Source organism: Saccharopolyspora flava (assembly GCF_900116135.1).
Taxonomy (GTDB): domain Bacteria; phylum Actinomycetota; class Actinomycetes; order Mycobacteriales; family Pseudonocardiaceae; genus Saccharopolyspora; species Saccharopolyspora flava.
The window spans coordinates 70119-88617 of the sequence record NZ_FOZX01000008.1 but is presented as its reverse complement, the minus strand read 5'-3'; the positions used below and the strand labels follow the sequence as shown (position 1 = coordinate 88617).

The following is an 18499-nucleotide window of genomic DNA, read 5'->3' as shown; positions in this document are numbered from 1 at the left end:
CGGACCGGCGGATGCCAGGATGTGCGCGTGGCGAAGGCGCAGCGATCGGGGCGACCCCGCGATCCCGGGGTCGAGCAGCGCGCGCTGGCCGCCGCGCGGACCGTCTACGCCGAGCGCGGCTGGAGCGGGTTCTCCCTCGACGAGGTCGCCCGCCGCTCCGGCATCGGCAAGGGCTCGCTGTACCTGCGCTGGCCGGACAAGGCCGCGCTGCTGGTCGCGGCGGTGCGCGAGCGCGCCGGGTTCATCGCCGAGATCGACACCGGTTCGCTGCGCGAGGACCTGCTGGCCTTCGCCCGCGGCTGGCGCGACTACCTGCGCACCGACGAGGGCGTGCTGATCTTCCGGCTGAGCGTGGACGCCACGTTCTCGCCTCGGCTGGCCGAGGCGTTCGCCGAGGACCCCTACCCGGAGCACATCCGCGCCACGCGCGCGATCGTCCGCCGCGGCATCAACCGCGGCGAGCTGCCGCCGGACACCTCGGTCGCCCTGGTCGCCGACCTGGTGGCGGGCGCGGTCACCAACCACGTGCACACCACGCCCGCGCACCTGCTCGACTCCCAGAACGGCGACCACGTCGTCGATCTCGTCGACGTGGTGCTGGCCGGAACGAGGAAGAGGCCGGAGGTTTCCGCGGAAACCTCCGACCTCTGAGTTCCTGGGGGTGGGGACAGTTTTCATGAAAACTGTCCCCACCCATCAACAGCAGCGGGACCCGGGGTTGGTGTCCTGTTTGTCGATGTGGGCCTTCCAGAACTCGCGTTCGGACATCGGCGTCCGGCCGGGGTGGTGCGTGCGGTGGTGTTCGAGGTAGGTCTCGTAGGCCGTCTCGCCCACCACGCCGCGCACGATCTGCCAGGCCGCGCGGACGGATCCGCGCAGCCTGGTCAGGGTCGTCCCGGTCAACTGCCGCTCCCGGAGGACGCGAGCTCCTTCTGCTTCCGGCGCTCCTCGGCCGTCGGGACGAGGCCCGCGGGCGCCCACAGCTCCGAGCGGACGTACTCGGCCTCGGTGCTGGGCAGCGGCTCGGTGGTGCGCAGCGCCTTGATCCAGACGCGCACCGCGTCCACCAGCACGATGATGATCAGCACCGCGAACAGCACGCTCAGCACGCCGTCCACAGTGGAGTTGACCACCACCTTCTGCATCTCCTCCACGGTGGAGGCCGTGCCCTTGCTGGTCTGCCCGGCGTCCAGCGCCGCCTGGTAGGACGCGCGCTGCGCGAAGAACCCGATCTTGGCGTCGGAGGAGAAGATCTTCTGCCAGCTCGCGGTCAGCGTCACCGCCGCGTCCCAGGCCAGCGGGACCAGCGTCACCCACGCGTACTTCGCCTTGCCCGCCTTGATCAGCAGGGTCGTGGCCACCGCGAGCGCCACCGCCGCCAGCAGCTGGTTGGCGATGCCGAACAGCGGGAACAGCTGGTTGATGCCGCCCAGCGGGTCGTTCACGCCCGCCCACAGGAAGTAGCCCCAGGCGCCCACGATGATCGCGCTGGCCAGCCAGTTGCCCGGCTTCCAGCTGACGTCGCCGAAGCGCTTCCACACGTTGCCGACGGTGTCCTGCAGCATGAACCGGCCCACTCGGGTCCCGGCGTCCACAGTGGTCAGGATGAACAGCGCCTCGAACATCACCGCGAAGTGGTACCAGAACGCCTTCATCGCGTCCCCGCCGATGACCTGCGAGAACACCTCGGACAGGCCCAGCGCCAGGGTCGGTGCACCGCCGCTGCGGCCCACCAGGGTCTCCTCCTCGACGGCCGCGGCGGCCGCCGACAGCTGCTCGGGGGTGACGTGGAAGCCGATGCCGGCCACCGCCTGCGACGCCGACTGCACCGTCTCGCCGAGCGCGTTGGCGGGCATGTTCATCGCGAAGTAGATGCCCGGATCGATGATGCAGGCCGCGGCCAGCGCCATGATCGCCACGAACGACTCGGTGAGCATGCCGCCGTAGCCGATGACCCGGATCTGCGATTCCTTCTCGATCATCTTCGGCGTCGTGCCCGACGAGATCAGCGCGTGGAACCCGGACAGGGCGCCGCAGGCGATCGTGATGAACACGAACGGGAACAGCGCACCGGAGAACACCGGGCCCTTGCCGTTGAGCGCGAAGTCGGTGACCGCCGCGGTCTGCATCGCCGGCATCGCGATCAGGATCGACGCCGCCAGCAGCACGATGACGCCGACCTTCATGAAGGTGCTCAGGTAGTCGCGCGGCGCCAGCAGCATCCACACCGGCAGCACCGAGGCGATGAAACCGTAGATGATCAGCGCGAAGGTGACCTCGTTGCCGGTGAGGGTGAAGAACTCCGCCATCCCGGACTCGGCCACCCAGCTGCCGCCGGCGATCGCGGCCAGCAGCAGCACGATGCCGATCACCGACACCTCGACGATCTTGCCCGGCCGTAGGTAGCGCAGGTAGAAGCCCATGAACAGGGCGATCGGGATAGTCATGCCGATGGAGAACGCGCCCCACGGCGACCCCTTCAGTGCACCCACCACGACCAGCGCCAGCACCGCCAGCAGGATGATCATGATGGCGAGCACGGCGATCAGCGCCGCCACGCCGCCCACCGGGCCGATCTCCTCGCGGGCCATCTGGCCCAGGCTGCGGCCGTTGCGGCGGGTGGAGAAGAACAGCACCACCATGTCCTGCACCGCACCGGCGAAGATGACGCCGAGGATGATCCAGATCGTGCCGGGCAGATATCCCATCTGCGCGGCCAGCACCGGACCCACCAGCGGGCCGGCACCGGCGATCGCGGCGAAGTGGTGACCGAACAGCACCCGCCGGTCGGTCGGGTGGAAGTCGGCACCGTTGTTGAGCCGCTCGGCCGGAGTCGCCCGCTCGTCGTCGGTCCCCAGGACCCGCTTGGCGATGAACCGCGCGTAGAAGCGGTAGGCGATGGCGTAGGAGGCCAGCGCCGCGAAGACCAGCCAGGCGGCCGAGATCTCCTCACCGCGCACCAGCGCGATCACGCCCCAGCTGACCGCGCCGACGAGCGCGACCAGCACCCAGACCACGATTTCCTTGGCACTCATTCTGCGCTTCCGAGCCGAACCACCGCTCGGGGCCGTTGTCGTAGCCACCGTCTCGGACTCCAATCCTGCTGTGCGAGACGCGTGTGCACAGCAGTTCTAGAGCATCGGCGCGCGCGTCTGGAATGTCCAGCCCGTTTCACCAGCGTAATCAGGATGTGAAGTCCTCACCCGACGTCGCGGGTGAGCGCGGCCAGCTCGTCGAGCGCGCGCAGCGTCTCGTCGCGCGGGAGCGTCGGCAGCATCAGCAGCGCGCGATCCACGCCGTCCTCGGCGTAGCGGGCGAGCTTCGCGGCGTCGTCCTCGGCGCCGAACAGCGTGACCGGAACCCGTTTCCCCGCTTCGTCGCGCACCCGGGAGATGAGGTCGCCGAGGTTCTCGGTGCCGCCGCGCGGCAGCCAGCCGTCGCCGAACTCGGCGACCCGGGCGATCGAGCGCTCGCTCTCACCCCCGATGTAGACCGGCGGGTGCGGGTCCTGCACCGGCTTCGGCCACGCGTAGATCGGGTCGAAGTCGACGAACTCGCCGTGGAACTCGGCGGTCTCCTGCGTCCAGATCTCGCGCATCGCCTTGATCCGCTCGTCCATCAGCCTGCCGCGGGTGCGCGGGTCGGTGCCGTGGTTGCGCATCTCCTCGCGGTTCCAGCCCGCGCCGACGCCGAAGACCGCCCGGCCGCCCGAGATCAGGTCGAGGCTGGCGACCTCCTTGGCGGTGGTGATCGGATCGCGCTCGACGACCAGCGCGATACCCGTGGCCAGCAGCAGGTTCTCGGTGACCGGCGCGATCGCCGACAGCGCCACGAAGGGGTCCAGCGTCCGGTAGTAGATCCGCGGCAGCTCCCCGCCGCCCGGGTACGGCGACTCGCGGCTGGCCGGGATGTGGGTGTGCTCGGCGAGGAACAGCGCGTCGAAACCGCGCTCCTCCAAAGCCCTCCCGAGATCCACGGGCGCGATGCCCTCATCGGTGATGAAGGTCGAAATACCGAACTTCATGCGGACTCCTCTCTCAGGAACGGTCACCCCGCTCGGCGGTGCGAGTGGCGGAACCAGCCCTACCGGTGCGGGCGGGGGACGGCAAGACGGGGCAGCGGTGTGGGCCGGTGGCGTGAATGCGCCGGACGGACTGATCAACACGGCCGCGCGTCGGTAGAGTCGCCGCCGTTGATCGCTGCCGATTCGGTCACAACCGAAATCCGGCCACAACCCAGGAGGGGGCCCCGGGCGTCGTGCACAGATGTGACGGTGTCGATCGCAATGCCTGCGACCGTCCGGCCGGGTGACAGGTCGGCGGTCATGGACGAGCTGACGAGCAAGCTGACCGACCTCTACCAGGAGCACTACGCGCACCTGCTGCGCATCGCCGTGCTCCTGGTGGACGACCGCGCCACCGCCGAGGACATCGTGCAGGACGCCTACCTGCGCGTCTTCGACTCGCGAACCCGGTTGCGCGATCCCGACAAGGCCTTGGCCTTCCTGCGGCAGGCGGTGCTCAACCGGGCCCGGTCGACGCTGCGGCGACGCCTCGTGGCGCGCAAGTACCTGCCGAAGCTGGCCGTGCACGACAGCCTGCCCGACGACACCGGGCGCGGCCTCGACCGCGCGGTGCTCGCCCAGGCGCTCGCGCGGCTGCCGCGCAGGCAGCGGGAGGCGATCGTGCTGCGCTACTACGCCGATCTGAGCGAGATCCGCACCGCCGAGGTGATGGGGTGCAGCCAGGGCTCGGTGAAGTCCTACTGCTCGCGCGGGGTGGCGCGGTTGTCGGAACTGCTGGGGGAGAGGGTGTGAACGAACTCGATCGCGACACCGAGCTGGTGCGCGCCCGGCTGCAGCGGGCGGTCGCCGACGTCGAACCGGCGCCGGACGCGCTGCCCACGCTGCTGTCGGCCGCCCGGCGCCGTCGCGCGCCGTACCGGAGACCGACGTTCCTGATCGTCGCCGCCGCCGCGGTGGTGGCGGTGTTCGCGGGCGTCGCGGTGAGCGTCCAGACGCCGACGCCGCAGCCCGTGAGCGTGCGTCCCGGCGACTACCTGGCCGCCGTGAACGGGGGAGTGATCGCCTCGTTCGACGTCACCTCCGGCCGCGAGCGGACCGAGCTGGCCCGGATCGACGGGGGAGAGGTGACCGACCTGGCCGGCGACGCGGACCGGGTGTACGCCGCGGTGTCCACTGCGGACGGTGGCCGGGTGGTCGAGGTCGCCGCGGGCGGGCAGCGGCAGCTCGCCGAGACCGCCGACGGGCGCGCGCTGACCGCCAACGGCGGCCGCCTCGCCTACGCCGACGGGGACCGGGTCGTGGTGTGGGCGGGCGGCGCTCGCCGGGACCTGCCGACCCCGGGCCTGCGGGTGCTCGACCTGGCGCTGTCCGGCGACGGCAGGCTGGCGCTGCTCGCCGAGCGCGGCGGCCCTGCCGAACTGCTGCTCACCGGACCCGAACCGACCACTGTGGAGGGTGCGGAGCGGGTTCCGACCGGGTCTTGCGCGCCGCTGGCGATCACCGGAGCAGGCCGCGACATCGCGGTGCTGGAACCGGCCGACTGCACGGCGCTCGACCGCGCCCGGGTCGCCACCTACGCCGCCGACACCGGACGCAAGATCGCCGCGGGCACGCCCTTCGCCACGCCGCAGCTCACCGCGGGTCCCGTGGGCTTGTCGACCGACGTGCAGGGGCGCGCCCTGGTCGCGATGCCCGGCCGGGGGCAGTGGCTCGTCGACGGGGCGCAGATCCTGCCGATCCCGCTTCCCCGCGACTGCCGCGTCCCCGCCACCTTCTGACCCCCTTCACCCAAGCGAGGGAGACAGGTTGGTCGCGGGCGTCGCGGTGGCCCATTGTCGTTGAGGCCCCGTCGTCGTCGGGGTGCACCGGAGGCGGTCGCGGAAGGTTGGGGTGTCGTGCGGGGATTGCGGCGGTTGGTGTTCGTGGCGTTGGACCGGCCCCGGTGGCAGCAGATCGTCGCGTGCTGCGTGTCGCTGTGGGCGCTGGCGTGGATCGCCGGGCAGTTCGTCGACCCGGACGACGCGCCGAGCGCGCTGGGCGTGCTCGGCGACCTCGCCGCCCGCTTCGGGATGACCGGCGGCGGCTGGGCGGAGCGGGTCACCGAGACCTGGCAGCGCAGCGGCGGTGGGCTCGCCCTGTTCGGCGGGCTGCTCTGGGCGGCCACCACCGAACGCGGCCAGCTGCCCGCGCTGCTCGGCTGGGTCGCGGTGATGCTCGGCGCCGAACGGCTCGGCTACCGGCCCGCGATGCTCGCGGCGCTGGCCGGGATGGTGGGCTTCGTGCTGCTGCTGTGGATCACCGCGCACCTGTCCCGGCGGTTCCTGGACTCCGCGACGCTGTTCCCCAACGACGTCGTGCGCGCCGGGGTCACCGCCGCCGCGCTGGCCGCGGTGGTGCCGCTGTACGCGCCGATGCTGTTCCTCACCAGGCTCGGCAACCCCTACCTCACCAAGGGACCCCGCCCGGTCCCGGTCCAGCGCCGCGAGGAAACCCGCGTCACCGACCGCGAACGGGCTTGAGGGATCGTTTTTACGGGTCGAGCCGCAGGGCGCGTTCGGCCATCGCGCGCAGCTCCAGGTCCTCGGGGTGGGAGGGGCGTTGCGACCACACGACCTGCACGACCCGCACCTGAGATCCGCTCTGCTGCACGGCCTGCGCCGCGTCGCCGAACTCACGGGGACCGCCCGGCCAGCCGCGGCCCTGCGCGACGAGATCGGTGACACCGCCGGTCCCCGCCGACTCCAGCAGCTCCCGGAGCCGCGTCGCCGAATCAGGATCGGCTACGTCCGCGATCGCCACCGACACCGCCACCGGCGACGGGCCCACGTGCGTCTCGAACACCCCGCGCCGCAGGCTCCGGCACGGCTGCTGCTGGAACCACCGCTGCACGTCGCCGTAGGAGTTCGGCGCGCACGCGGCCACGTGATCGGCGGCGCGCAGCGCGAACTCCACCCCGTCGACCCGCTGCGCGGGCACCGGCGGGCTCGCCGACGGCGACCCCAGCAGCAGCGACCCCAGCAGGGCACCGGCCACCGCGCACACCAGCAGCGCGACCGCGATGCCGATCAGCCTGCCGCGCGGCGCCGGCCGGGCAGGCCTGGCGGGCGGGGCTTCGGAGTACTTCGGGATGAGGGCGGTCTCGACGCGGGCCAGGTCCACCTCCGGCGAGGCCGGGAACCCCTCCTCGACCAGCTGCTCGTCGGTGACCTCGGCGCCGAGCACCTCCAGCAGCGCCCGCGCCGACCCCGCGCCGCACGGGCTCTCGTAGGTCGCCAGCTCGCGCGCCGCCGACAGCACCGACGTGGTGTTCGGCGAGACGACCCGCACCCCGCGGTGCAGGTCGGTGGTCGGCTGGGTGACCTGACCGACGTAGGGCCCGACCGCGACGACCGCCGCCACCGGCAGCGGTTCCAGGCCGCGCGACTGCAACCCGCGGGCCAGCGCGGCGGCCGACTCCAGCCCTTCCTGCGCCGGGTTGACCTTGCCCTCGGTGCGCACCAGCGGCCAGCCGTCCACCGTCCACGGCGTGCCCGCCGGGGCCTCCAGCTTCAGCGCCGGTTCCGGGAGGTCCACGCCGAGCACTACGATCACCCCGCGCGGCAGCACGATCACCGCGTCCAGCTCGCGCGGACCGCCCGCGGGACGGCAGCCGAGCACGGCGACACCGCCGAGCACCGAGCGGCCGGCGCCCCAGGCGGCGATGGCCGCCCGGATGTCGGCGCCGACCTCGGTCGGTTCCGCTCCGAGCCGCACCAGGTGCATCAGGCCTCCTCCTCGGGAGTTCCGGTGTGCCAGGCCTTTCCGGACCGGCCCGGACGACGGTAGCGGGGCCCGGCACGCCGCGTCCCCGGGATCGCGCATTCGCCCGATCGAGTGGTAATCGCCACTCGTCTGCCGAGGTGCCGTTGCTGCGTCCGAGGGATCCCGATCACCCGCTGCGGCGCTCGGATCAGCGGTTTCAGTGAATCTTGGTCGCCGGGGCGGGAGTGGTCTCGGCTGGTACCGGGCGTTTTCGGCGCTGGACGCGTGTTGATGTCGCGGTGGCGGAGATCTCCACCGGCGATGCAGAATGACGCCGCAGCTGGTGATCGCCGGGTTCGCGAGGTCGTAGGGGAAGACGTCCCTCGTCGAATAGCGGAGGTCAGCAGTGAGCACCCGTGGCAGCGACAGTGGCCTCACCAGCGGTGTGGTCTACATCCACTCGTCGCCGTCTGCGGTCTGCCCGCACGTCGAGTGGGCGATTTCCGGCGCACTCGGCACTCGGACGGAACTCCGCTGGACGGCGCAACCGGCAGCCCCAGGGCAACTCCGCGCGGAGTGCACCTGGACGGGCGAGCCGGGTACCGGAGCACGCCTGGTGACCGCGCTGCGCGCGTGGCCCATGCTTCGCTTCGAGATCACCGAGGACCCCAGCACCGGGGTCGACGGGCAGCGGTACTGCCACGCGCCCGGACTCGGTCTCTGGCGCGCCTGCACCAGCGCCAATGGTGACATCGTCGTGACCGAAGATCAACTCCGCACGCTCGCGGCGAACGCCAAGGGCCCGGAGTCCTTCGCGCACCGCGTCGAGCAGCTGCTCGGCGCCGCGTGGGACGACGCCCTCGAGCCCTTCCGCCGCGCGGGAGACGGCGCACCCGTCACCGTGCTGCACCGCGTCGGCTGATTTCGGGGAACCGCGCACCCGGATGATTCGGTTGTGCGAAGCTGTGCCCGTGCGTTCTTGGCTGAAATGGGGCATCCCGCTCGCCGTCGTCGTGCTGCTCGCTGCCGGAGGTGGCGGGGTGCTGCTGGCCCAGAACGTCTACGACACCGAGCGCGACCAGCGCGTCCTCGCCGTCCAGGGCGCGCCCGCGCAGCAGGGCGTGGTGTCGCGCTCCGGCGTCGAGTACACGCCGGACGCCGCGGCCTACCCGGACCAGCGGATCATCGAGGGCCTGCTGGACAACTACTTCGACGGCATCAACCGCAAGAACTACGAGCTGTGGAAGTCCACGGTCCCGCCCAGCAAGTGGCGCGAGCTGCCGCAGAGCAAGTGGACCGAGGCCTACGACACCACCCGGGACTACGAGATCAAGGTGCACCGCATCGACCCGGGCCAGGACCGCTCCGCGCTGGTCATGCTCAGCTTCAAGAGCGAGCAGAGCCTCGAGGACGCGCCGCCGCAGGTCAAGGCCACCTGCGTGGCGTGGAACGTCGTCTACCCGGTCGTCGTGGACGAGCACGGCAACGCCGTGCTGGACATCAGCAAGCTGCCGAACAGCGCCATCGCCGAGCGCTGCGGCTGAGATCCGGGAACACCGGAACGCGGGGACGGGAACGCGCCCGCCCCCGCGATCGGGATCAAGCCTTGGTGAAGGCGAGGGCCACGTTGTGGCCGCCGAAGCCGAAGGCGTTGTTGATGGCGGCGGTCTGCTCGACGTGCCGCGGCTTGTCGGCCACCACGTCCAGCTCCACCTTGGGGTCGAGGTTCTCCAGGTTCTGCGTCGCCGGGATGACGCCGTGGTGCAGCGAGAGGATCGTGACGATGCTCTCGACCGCCCCGGCCCCGCCGACCAGGTGCCCGAGGGAACCCTTCGGCGCGGTCACGACCGCGCCGTCCCCGATGGCCTTGCGCACCGAGTTCGCCTCGCCCACGTCACCGACCACGGTCGAGGTGGCGTGCGCGTTGACGTGCCCGATGTCGGACGGCTGCAGCTCGGCGGCCTCCAGCGCCTTGCGCATGGCCGCGACCTGCCCCAGACCGTCCGGGTGGCTGCCGGTGATGTGGTAGGCGTCCGAGGTGATGCCGGATCCGGCCAGGCGGCCGTAGATCCGCGCACCGCGCGCCTTCGCGTGCTCGGCGCTCTCCAGGATCACCACACCGGCGCCCTCGCCCATCACGAACCCGTCGCGGTCCGCGTCGAACGGGCGGGAGGCGCGCTCCGGCTCGTCGTTGCGGGTGCTCAGGGTCCGGGCCTGGGCGAAACCGGCGATGGTGATCGGGTGGATGCAGGACTCCGCACCACCGGCCACCACCACGTCGGCCTGCCCGTACCGGATCATGTCGGCGGCCTTGGCCAGGCCCTCCGCACCGGACGCGCACGCCGAGGCAGGCGAGTGCACACCGGCGCGAGCGCGCAGTTCCAGGCTGACCATCGCCGCAGGCCCGTTGGGCATCAGCATCGGCACGGTCAGCGGTGAAACCTTGCGCAGGCCACCCGCTTCCAGCAGGTCGTCCTGCTGCAGCAGGGTCAGCGGGCCACCGATGCCGGTGCCCAGCGCCACGCCGAGCCGATCCGGGTCGACCGGTTCGGACTCGTCCGTTGGCATCTCGAAGCCGGCATCCACCCACGCCTCGCGGGCCGCGATGACCGCGATGGCCTCGCAGCGGTCCATCCGGCGCAGCTGCACGCGGGGCAGCACCTCGCTCGGGTCGACCGCCAGCGAGGCACCGATCTTGGCGGGAAGCTCGTAGGTGTCGAGCCACTCGGCCTCCATGCGGCGGATGCCGCTGGCACCGTTGAGGATCCCGTCCCAAGTGGACGCCACGTCACCGCCGAGCGGTGTCGTCGCGCCCAGCCCGGTGATGACGACTTCGCGGGTCATTTGTTCTTGACGATGTAGTCGACCGCATCGCCGACGGTCTTGAGGTTGGCCAGCTCGTCGTCGGGGATCTTGACGCCGAACTTGTCCTCGGCCTGCACGGCGATCTCCACCATGGACAGCGAGTCGATGTCCAGGTCGTCGACGAAGGACTTGTCGGTGGTCACGTCGTCGGCGTCGGTGCCCGCGACCTCCTCGACGATGGTGGCGAGACCCTGGGTGATTTCTTCGTTCGACACTGGTTTCGTTCCCTTCCTGGTTCTTACGTCCCTACCGGCGGGCCTGGGGCCTGGCGGTGGCTTTCTGGTGGTGATCAGGGGCAGACGGCGACCTGGGCGGCGTAGGACAGCCCGGCCCCGAAGCCCACGAGGAGCATGACGGCGCCGCTGGGGATCTCCCCGGCCGCCCGCATGTGATCGATCGACAGCGGGATCGACGCCGACGAGGTGTTGCCGGAGTAGACGATGTCACGCGCGACGATCAGGTCGTCGCGGGCACCCTTGGTCTGCAGCTTCTTGGCGATGGCCTCGACGATGCGCAGGTTCGCCTGGTGCGGCACCAGCACGTCGATGTCGGAGAGCTGCAGCCCCGCGGCCTCGACGGCCTCGATGGCCACCGGCGCGATCTGGGTCGTCGCCCACCGGAAGACCGACTGGCCCTCCTGGTAGATGTACTTGTTCTCGCGCAGGTAGATGGTGTCCACCAGGTCACCGGCGCTGCCCAGCACGCCCGGCCCGAGCTGCGGCTCCTCGGCGGCGCCGACCACGCAGGCGCCCGCGCCGTCGGCGAAGATGATGCAGTTGGCGCGGTCCTCCCAGTCCAGCCACTCCTGGAACCGCTCGGAACCGATGACCAGCACGTTGCGCGCCGAACCCGCGCGCACCGCGTCGGAGGCCTGCGCGATCGCGTAGACGAACCCGGCGCAGGCGGCGTTGAGGTCGTAGGCGCTCTTGGCCTTGATGCCGATCTGGTCGGCGACCTGGGCCGCGGCGTTGGGGATGCCGCCGGGCATCGTGCAGGTCGCGACGATCACCTGGTCCACGTCGGACGGGTCCAGCCCGGCGTCGGCGACGGCCTTGGCGCCGGCCTCCACGGCCATGCTGACCACCGTCTGGTCCTCGTCGCCGAGGCGGCGGTGCACGATCCCGACCCGCTGCTGGATCCACTCGTCGTTGGTGTCGACGATCTTGGCCAGGTCGTGGTTGGTGACGATCCGGTTGCCCTGGGTGCTACCGAAGCCCAGCAGCTTGGTGCCCGCCACGGCGGGCTTCGATGCGATGCGGGGCAGGCTCACGCGGCGCTCCCGAGCTGGTCGGCGACCTTGTCCAGGTCGGCAGGGGTTTTCAGGGCGATCGTCTGAACGCCCTTGAGCGCGCGGCGCACCATTCCGGTCAGCGCACCCGCGGGCGGGAACTCGACCACGGCGTCCACGCCGCGCTCGCCCAGGGCGGTCATGCAGCTGTCCCAGCGCACCGGGCTGGTCACCTGGCTGACCAGGCGCCCGAGGATGTCGTCGGCGGAGGTGATCACCGCGCCGTCGGCGTTGGACAGCAGCGGCAGCACCGCGTCGGTGGCCTCGACGTCCTCGGCGTGCTTGGCAAGGGTGTCCCGGGCCGGTGCCATGAAGCGGGTGTGGAAGGCCCCGGCGACCGGCAGCGGGCGGACGCGAGCGCCTTCCGGCGGCTCGGCGGCCAGCTGCTCCAGCGCGCCGTTCTTGCCCGCCGCGACGATCTGACCGGCACCGTTGCGGTTGGCCGGGTCGAGACCGAGGCGCTCCAGCGTCTCCAGCACGGTCTGCTCGTCGCCGCCGAGCACCGCCGCCATCCCGGTGGGCTCCAGGGCGCAGGCGGCGGCCATCTCGCGGCCGCGCACCGCGGCCAGCGCCACGGCGTCGTCGGGCGACAGCGCGCCGGCGACGGCGGCCGCGGCGAGCTCACCCACCGAGTGGCCGGCGACCGGGGTGTCGGCGGGGACGTCGAAGCGGCGGCGCAGCTCCTCGGCCGCGATCAGCGACAGGGCGACGACCAGCGGCTGGGTCACCGCGGTGTCCTTGATCTCGTCGGCCTCCGCGGTGGTGCCGAGTTGGATCAGGTCCAGGCCGGTGAGCTCCGACCAGCGCCCGAGGCGTTCCTCGACGCCGTCGAGCTCCAGCCACGGGTTGAACATCCCCGGGGCCTGCGACCCCTGTCCGGGAGCGAGAAGCGCGATCACTCTTGCTACTGAACACCCGGGCGCGGGAGCGGGGTGATGCCGACGAGGACGAAACCCGGCTCGCAATGTTGTGGAGTGTCTACAAGCACCACCCTGAGCAGGGGTTCTTAACTGGGGAATTGTTGTCGGGCGTGTCCGGGCGGTCACTCCGCGAGGGGAGCGAGACGGCCGTCACCACAGGCCGCGCGCCTTGGCCAGCCTGCCCACGGCGAGCCCGACCCGGAGCACGTGCGCGTCCCGGGCGTTGGAGGGCGTGCGCCCGGTCAGCTCGGCGACGCGCCGGAGCCGGTAGCGGACGGTGTTGGGGTGCACGTAGAGCTGGCGGGCGCAGTTCTCCAGCACGCCGCCGACCTCCAGGTAGGTGTCGACGGTCTCCATCAGCGCGCCGCCCGCGTCGACCAGCGGCAGCACGATGCGCTCGACCAGCTGCCGCTCGGCCTCCGGGTCGCCGGCCAGCGCGCGTTCCGGAAGCAGGTCGGCGGAGGGCACCGGGCGGGGCGCGGTCGGCCAGGCCACCACCGAGCGCAGCGCCGACATCGCGTCGGCGGCGGAGCGGTGCGCGTCGGCCAGGCTCGGCATGCTCGGTCCGGCCACCACGGGTCCCTCGCCGAAGGCCTCGGTCAGGCCGAGCGCGATCTCGTCGTTGTGGCGGTCGTCGCCGGTGCCGCCGAAGACGACCACCAGCCGCGAGCCCTGCACGCCCAGCAGCACCGGGCAGCCGATCCGCGCGGCCTTGCTGCGCACCTGGTAGACGACGGTCGGCGGGTCGTCGGAGGGGGCGTTGCCGACCAGCACGGTGGCCTCGGAAGCGGGGTCCCAGCCCAGCGCGGCGGCGCGGGAGAGCAGCGATTCCTCGGCGTCGCCGCGCACGATGCCGTCGACGACCAGCGCTTCGAGCCGGGCATCCCACGCGCCGCGCGACTCGGCCGCGGCGGCGTAGGAGGTGGCGGCGGCGAAGGCGATCTCGCGGGTGTAGCGCAGGATCGCCTCCAGCAGCACGAACCGCTCGTGCTCCTTCTCGGCCAGCTCCGGGAGCTGCTGCTCGAAGACGTCGATGGCGACGCGGACGAGTTCCAGCGTTTGCCGCAGGCTGACCCAGCGGGACAGGTCGCGGGGCGCGTTGCGGAACGCCTCGGCGGTCAGCCGGATGGACTGGCTGGAGTCCTGCATCCACGCCACGAAGTTGGAGACCCCGGTCTGGGTCACCAGCTGCACGCTCGCTCGCTGGTCGGCGGGCAGCCGCTGGAACCAGGGGAGTCGCTGCTCCATCGCGGTGATGCTGGCCCCGGCGAGGCCGCCCGAGGCCCGCTCCAACCGCCGCAGCGTCGCGGCGCACACGTGATCTTGCGTACCGGTGTCCCGCTCACCAGCGTCTTCGGTACTCATGCCGACAGAATCGCACGCCCGAGATCGGCGCGGTCGTGGGGCGCGCGACGAAGCGAGACGGCTCACGCGACCGGCATTCGTATTCACTGCGTTACTGGAGAGAGGAATTGTTCACTCGAATTGGTGAGCAAATTCGGCCGAACGTGAAGCCTGTCAGAGTTGCTGCCCGATGAGTGATCGAGAACGATTCCCCCGACGCGAATTCGCCCCTGATTTTGGTTTTTTCGAGGAGCAAAGAAAATGGGAGCTCTCCAGCAAGGATTGGCCGCCGCCTGGTCGGCCGTGGCCACCTTCGTGCCCAAACTGGTCGTCTTCCTGATCCTTCTGCTGGTCGGATGGCTGATCGCCAAGGCGGTCTCCAAGGCAGTGCAGATGGCGTTCAAGAAGCTGGGATTCAACAAGCTGATCGCCAAGGCCGGACTCGGTGACATGACGTCCGGTTCCGGAATCGACGTCGGCGGAATCCTCGTCAAACTGGTCTACTACTTCATCCTGCTGATCTTCTTGCAGCTGGCGCTGAGCGCGTTCGGCCCGAACGCGGTGAAGGACCTCATCGACCAGGTCGTGCTCTTCCTGCCGCGCATCGTCGTCGCCGTGGTCCTGGTGCTGGTCGCCGCCGCGATCGGCCGCGCCGTGGGCGACCTGATCCGCAGCGCGCTGGGCAACCGCCCGGTCGGCCCGCTGCTGGGCAAGATCGCTTTCGGATTCATCCTGGCGCTGGGCATCATCTCCGCCCTCAACCAGATCGGCATCGCGGTCACCGTGACCACCCCGGTGCTCATCGCCGTGCTGGCCTCGGCCGCGGGCGTGATCATCGTCGGTGTCGGCGGCGGCCTCATCCAGCCGATGCAGCAGCGCTGGACCCGCTGGCTGGCCAACGCCGAGTCGCAGTTCTCCGCGCAGGGCGGCAACGGCGCCCAGCAGTCCGGGCAGCAGCCCGAGCAGGGGCACACCGGAACCCTCTGACGCAACGCCGGAAGATCGGGACTCACCCATCGGGTGGGTCCCGATTTTTCATTCTCTTGGCCGTTCCGGCCCGGCTCGGGAAACGGACATCATGGGCATCGGGATCTGTTGGGGGTGATCACCGGTGGCACTACCGCTCGTGTGGCTCGCCGACGTGCTGCGCGCGGCCGGACTGGCCGTCGTGGAGACGCCGGGCTGGAAGGAGCGCACCGCGTCCGGGCGGCAGCCCGCCGCGGTCGGCGTGCTCGAACACCACACCGCGACCTACGCCTCGTACGAGAACCCGGCACCGACCGTGCAGATGTGCATCGACGGGCGCCCGGACCTCGCCGGGCCGCTGTGCCACGCGGTGATCGGCTTCGACGGCGTGGTGCACGTGATCGCCGCGGGCCGCGCCAACCACGCGGGCGAGGCCAAGGCCTCCGGCCCGAACCCGGCCGGTGACGGCAACACCCTCTACGTCGGGTTCGAGTGGGACTACCAGGGCGTCGAGCAGGGCCCGAGCCCCGAGCAGTACGGCGCGGCGCTGGCCGCGACCGTCGCGGTGCTGCGTCACCTCGGCCGGCCGCCGGACGCCGCGCGCGGCCACAAGGAGACCAGCGTCACCGGCAAGATCGACCCGGGCCACGTCGACATGGACCGCTTCCGGGCCGACCTCGTGACCCAGGACCAGGAGGACGAGATGACCCCGGAACAGGACGCGATGCTGCGGCGCCTGGAGCACGAGCTGCTCGGTCCGCGCGGACCAGAGGGGCAGATCCAGGGGTGGCAGACCGCGGTCGGTCCGCGCACGATCGTCGCGATGCTCGTCGACCTGGTCAACGACATGGCCGCCGACAACCAGAACCCGCAGGCCGCCCCGCAGGCGCCGCAGAACGGGTTGCAGGGGCCGGAGGCGATCAAGGCGGCGTTCGAGGCGATGCCCGCCGATCAGGCCGCACCGCTGCTGGCCGAACTCGTCCGCATCCAGCAGCAGCGCCAGCCGGCGCCGGGCGCCTAGGTCCTACACCGCGCGGCGCCTCTGGGCCCGCTGATCGCGGCGGTTGAGCAGCCGCTTCACCAGGGCCGGTTGCTGCGCTAACGCCTCCGGCTCGTCGAGCAGCCGGTTCAGGCGCTGGTAGTAGCGGTTCGGGGAGAACCCGAAGCGCTCCTGGATCACGCGTTCCTTGTTGCCCTGGTACTGCCAGTGCTCGAGCTCGAAGGCGAGGATGGCGCGGTCGGTGTCGTTCATCCGGCGTTACCCCCTCGTTCAGCCTGGGACGATCAAGTCTAGGCGATCGGGGTACGGGTGTTCGATCGGCCATCGGTGGTCGGCGTGTTGTGATCCGACCCACGTGCGGCTCGCGGAACAGATCCGCCGGAGCAGGATGTTGCGCAGTGCAGTACGAACTCGTGCGCTCCGGGGTCGGTGGAAATCCGAACCGGCGGTGAAAGTCCGCGAACCGGCACCTCCGTGGGTGCCGGCCGATCCGGTGGAATTCCGGGACCGACGGTCATAGTCCGGATGAGAGGCGCGCACGGGCCACCGCGACGCGCGAATCCGGGCCGGTCGAGCCGTGTTTCGCGGCTCTCGCGGTCGCCCGCGCACACCCCGGCGCACCCGGCGGGAGGAGCGGGCGTGCAAGCGGTGGCGGAATGGCTGCTCGGCAACGGGATCACCGTGCTGGGGCAGAAGATCTCCTGGGCCGAACTCGTCGGGCAGCTCTGCGCGCTGGCGGTGGTGTTCCTCGCGCAGCGGCGCTGGGTGGCGACCTGGCCGGTGCAGGTGACCGCGACCGTGCTGCTGTTCGCGGTCTACGCCTCGGCGCACCTCGGCGGGCTCGCGATCCGGCAGGTGGTGATCCTGCTGATCTCGGTCTACGGCTGGTGGGCGTGGAACCGCCGCAGCGACCCGGTCTACGGCGTCGCGATCCGCAAGGCCACCGGCGTCGAGCGGCTGGTGCTGCTCGCGGTCCTGGCGGTGGGCACCTCGGCGTTCGCGCTGCTGCTCAGCGCCCTGGACGCCTCGTGGGCGCCGTGGCCGGACGCGTGGATCTTCATCGGCACCGGCGTCGCGTTCTGGGCGCAGGGCCGGGGTCTGGTGGAGTTCTGGCTGGTCTGGCTGGCCGTCGACGCGGTCGGCGTCCCGCTGCAGCTCGCCTCCGGCCTGCACTTCAGCGCCGCCATCTACATCGTGTTCGCGGCCCTGGTGATCCACGGCTGGTGGACCTGGACCCGCACCGCCAAGGCCCAGCACAACCTCACCACCGTCACAGACGGCTGAGGACTGCTTCGGTCACTCCTCGGGTGCCGCAGGTCGGGGTGCCGTCGGGGTTGAGGCGGACGGCGCCGTCGGCGTAGGCGGACTCGACCGCGCCGGTGATGCGGCGGGCGGTTCCGGTGACGCCCGCGTGGTCGAGCAGCATCGCGGCGGTGAGCAGCTGCGACGTCGGATTGGCCTTGTCCTGCCCGGCGATCGACGGGGCGCTGCCGTGCACGGGTTCGAAGTAGGCGGCGTCGTCGCCGATGTTGCCCGACGGGCACATCCCGAGACCGCCCGCGGTGGCCGCGCCGAGGTCGCTGAGCATGTCGCCGACGAAGTTCTCGGTGACCAGCACGTCGAAGTGGCCGGGGTCGGCGACCAGGTCGTGCGCGGCGGCGTCGGTGTAGCGGTGGTCGGCCTCGACGTCGGGGTGCTCGGCGGCGATCTCGTCGAAGATGTCCCGGAAGAACGCGAAGCTGCGCAGCACGTTGCTCTTGTCCACGCAGGTCACCCGGCTCACGCCGTCCTTCGGCGCACCGGAGCGCGCCCGCGCGGTCTCGAACGCGAACCGCACGATCCGCTCGACGCCGACCCGCGTCATGAGCAGCTGGTCGCTGGCGGCCCGCTCGTTGCGCACCCCGCTGCCGCGCGAGAGGTACAGGCCCTCGGTGTTCTCCCGCACGATCACGTAGTCGATCGGGTCGGCGCCGTCGCGGATCCCGGGCAGCAGCCGCACCGGCCGGACGTTGGCGTAGGTGTCGAGGCCGTTGCGCAGCACCCCGCCGAGCACCCCGGCCTCGGTCCCGTCGGCCTTGCGCACCTCCGGCAGTCCGACGGGCCCCTTCAGCACGGCGTCGTACTCACCCCGGAACCGCTCCACGGCCCCGGCCGCCAGCGGTTCCCCGGCCTCCAGGTAGGTCCCGGCGCCACCGGACTCGAACCCGAACTCGACGTCCCACCCGTCCAGAGCCGCAGCCGCCGCCAGCACCTCCCGAGCGCTGGCCATCAGCTCGGGCCCGATCCCGTCCCCGTCGACACACGCGATACGCACACCCCCACTCCACCACACCCGATGCCCCGCACCGGAA

The 18499-nt window shown here is 71.3% G+C and carries 20 protein-coding genes and 1 riboswitch; of the genes, 9 read left to right on the top strand and 11 right to left on the bottom strand.

Annotated features, from left to right (window positions below):
• Window positions 1-27 precede the first annotated feature (27 nt).
• A complete protein-coding gene (locus BM424_RS21190; RefSeq protein ID WP_175548203.1) occupies window positions 28-651 on the top strand; it encodes a TetR/AcrR family transcriptional regulator in 624 nt (207 codons plus the stop codon).
• A gap of 45 nt (window positions 652-696) precedes the next feature.
• Here BM424_RS21190 and BM424_RS21185 read toward each other — a convergent pair whose 3' ends face one another.
• From BM424_RS21185 to BM424_RS21175, 3 genes are all read right to left on the bottom strand, one after another.
• A complete protein-coding gene (locus BM424_RS21185; RefSeq protein WP_093420893.1) occupies window positions 697-903 on the bottom strand; it encodes a YbdD/YjiX family protein in 207 nt (68 codons plus the stop codon).
• Window positions 900-3035, bottom strand: coding sequence for a carbon starvation CstA family protein (locus tag BM424_RS21180; RefSeq protein WP_175548202.1), 2136 nt, complete (start codon window positions 3033-3035; stop codon window positions 900-902). Before BM424_RS21180 ends, BM424_RS21185 begins: the two co-directional genes overlap by 4 nt.
• A gap of 164 nt (window positions 3036-3199) precedes the next feature.
• Window positions 3200-4024, bottom strand: a complete 825-nt coding sequence (locus BM424_RS21175; RefSeq protein WP_093420891.1) for an LLM class F420-dependent oxidoreductase — start codon at window positions 4022-4024, stop codon at window positions 3200-3202.
• Between the two features lie 300 nt (window positions 4025-4324).
• Between BM424_RS21175 and BM424_RS21170 the strand changes: the two genes are divergently transcribed.
• The 3 genes from BM424_RS21170 to BM424_RS21160 all read left to right on the top strand — a co-directional run bounded on the left by BM424_RS21170 (window position 4325) and on the right by BM424_RS21160 (window position 6543).
• On the top strand, window positions 4325-4816 hold the full coding sequence (locus tag BM424_RS21170) for a SigE family RNA polymerase sigma factor (protein ID WP_093420888.1): 492 nt from the start codon (window positions 4325-4327) through the stop codon (window positions 4814-4816).
• Window positions 4813-5802 (top strand): WD40 repeat domain-containing protein, encoded by a 990-nt coding sequence (locus tag BM424_RS21165; protein WP_093420886.1) that lies wholly within the window; start codon window positions 4813-4815, stop codon window positions 5800-5802. The genes BM424_RS21170 and BM424_RS21165 overlap by 4 nt, the downstream gene beginning before the upstream one ends.
• 117 nt (window positions 5803-5919) lie before the next feature.
• Window positions 5920-6543, top strand: coding sequence for a hypothetical protein (locus BM424_RS21160; RefSeq protein WP_093420883.1), 624 nt, complete (start codon window positions 5920-5922; stop codon window positions 6541-6543).
• A gap of 10 nt (window positions 6544-6553) precedes the next feature.
• On the opposite strand, the gene BM424_RS21155 is transcribed toward BM424_RS21160, so the two are convergent.
• Complete coding sequence (locus BM424_RS21155) at window positions 6554-7786, bottom strand: hypothetical protein (protein WP_093420881.1); 1233 nt, start codon at window positions 7784-7786, stop codon at window positions 6554-6556.
• Window positions 7787-8171: 385 nt separating this feature from the next.
• On the opposite strand from BM424_RS21155, the gene BM424_RS21150 reads away from it, so the two are divergent.
• Entirely contained in the window at window positions 8172-8687 is a 516-nt protein-coding gene (locus BM424_RS21150; RefSeq protein ID WP_093420878.1) for a DUF3145 domain-containing protein, read from the top strand.
• A 49-nt stretch (window positions 8688-8736) separates the two neighbouring features.
• Window positions 8737-9309 (top strand): hypothetical protein, encoded by a 573-nt coding sequence (locus BM424_RS21145; RefSeq protein ID WP_139274121.1) that lies wholly within the window; start codon window positions 8737-8739, stop codon window positions 9307-9309.
• A 55-nt stretch (window positions 9310-9364) separates the two neighbouring features.
• On the opposite strand, the gene BM424_RS21140 is transcribed toward BM424_RS21145, so the two are convergent.
• From BM424_RS21140 to BM424_RS21120, 5 genes are all read right to left on the bottom strand, one after another.
• Complete coding sequence (locus BM424_RS21140) at window positions 9365-10609, bottom strand: beta-ketoacyl-[acyl-carrier-protein] synthase family protein (protein ID WP_093420873.1); 1245 nt, start codon at window positions 10607-10609, stop codon at window positions 9365-9367.
• On the bottom strand, window positions 10606-10845 hold the full coding sequence (locus BM424_RS21135; protein ID WP_093420871.1) for an acyl carrier protein: 240 nt from the start codon (window positions 10843-10845) through the stop codon (window positions 10606-10608). Before BM424_RS21135 ends, BM424_RS21140 begins: the two co-directional genes overlap by 4 nt.
• Before the next feature lie 74 nt (window positions 10846-10919).
• Entirely contained in the window at window positions 10920-11900 is a 981-nt protein-coding gene (locus BM424_RS21130; protein WP_093420868.1) for a beta-ketoacyl-ACP synthase III, read from the bottom strand.
• Window positions 11897-12817, bottom strand: coding sequence for an ACP S-malonyltransferase (locus BM424_RS21125; RefSeq protein WP_093420866.1), 921 nt, complete (start codon window positions 12815-12817; stop codon window positions 11897-11899). Before BM424_RS21125 ends, BM424_RS21130 begins: the two co-directional genes overlap by 4 nt.
• Before the next feature lie 171 nt (window positions 12818-12988).
• Window positions 12989-14203 (bottom strand): PucR family transcriptional regulator, encoded by a 1215-nt coding sequence (locus tag BM424_RS21120; RefSeq protein ID WP_175548201.1) that lies wholly within the window; start codon window positions 14201-14203, stop codon window positions 12989-12991.
• Between the two features lie 240 nt (window positions 14204-14443).
• Here BM424_RS21120 and BM424_RS21115 point away from each other — a divergent pair, with 240 nt between their 5' ends.
• Both BM424_RS21115 and BM424_RS21110 read left to right on the top strand, forming a co-directional pair.
• Entirely contained in the window at window positions 14444-15169 is a 726-nt protein-coding gene (locus BM424_RS21115; RefSeq protein WP_093420863.1) for a mechanosensitive ion channel family protein, read from the top strand.
• A gap of 124 nt (window positions 15170-15293) precedes the next feature.
• Complete coding sequence (locus BM424_RS21110; RefSeq protein WP_093420861.1) at window positions 15294-16169, top strand: peptidoglycan recognition protein family protein; 876 nt, start codon at window positions 15294-15296, stop codon at window positions 16167-16169.
• Window positions 16170-16172: 3 nt separating this feature from the next.
• Here the strand turns inward: BM424_RS21110 and BM424_RS21105 are convergent, their stop codons facing one another.
• Window positions 16173-16400 carry a DUF3263 domain-containing protein gene (locus BM424_RS21105; RefSeq protein ID WP_093420858.1) on the bottom strand — a complete coding sequence of 76 codons (228 nt, stop codon included), beginning with the start codon at window positions 16398-16400 and terminating at the stop codon, window positions 16173-16175.
• Between the two features lie 160 nt (window positions 16401-16560).
• Window positions 16561-16689, top strand: a riboswitch (FMN riboswitch).
• A gap of 98 nt (window positions 16690-16787) precedes the next feature.
• On the opposite strand from BM424_RS21105, the gene BM424_RS21100 reads away from it, so the two are divergent.
• Window positions 16788-17432, top strand: a complete 645-nt coding sequence (locus BM424_RS21100; RefSeq protein WP_093420856.1) for a nicotinamide mononucleotide transporter family protein — start codon at window positions 16788-16790, stop codon at window positions 17430-17432.
• On the opposite strand, the gene BM424_RS21095 is transcribed toward BM424_RS21100, so the two are convergent.
• Window positions 17419-18462, bottom strand: coding sequence for an isocitrate/isopropylmalate dehydrogenase family protein (locus BM424_RS21095; protein WP_245776019.1), 1044 nt, complete (start codon window positions 18460-18462; stop codon window positions 17419-17421). The two genes, BM424_RS21100 and BM424_RS21095, sit on opposite strands and share 14 nt — an antisense overlap.
• Between the last annotated feature and the right edge of the window lie 37 nt (window positions 18463-18499).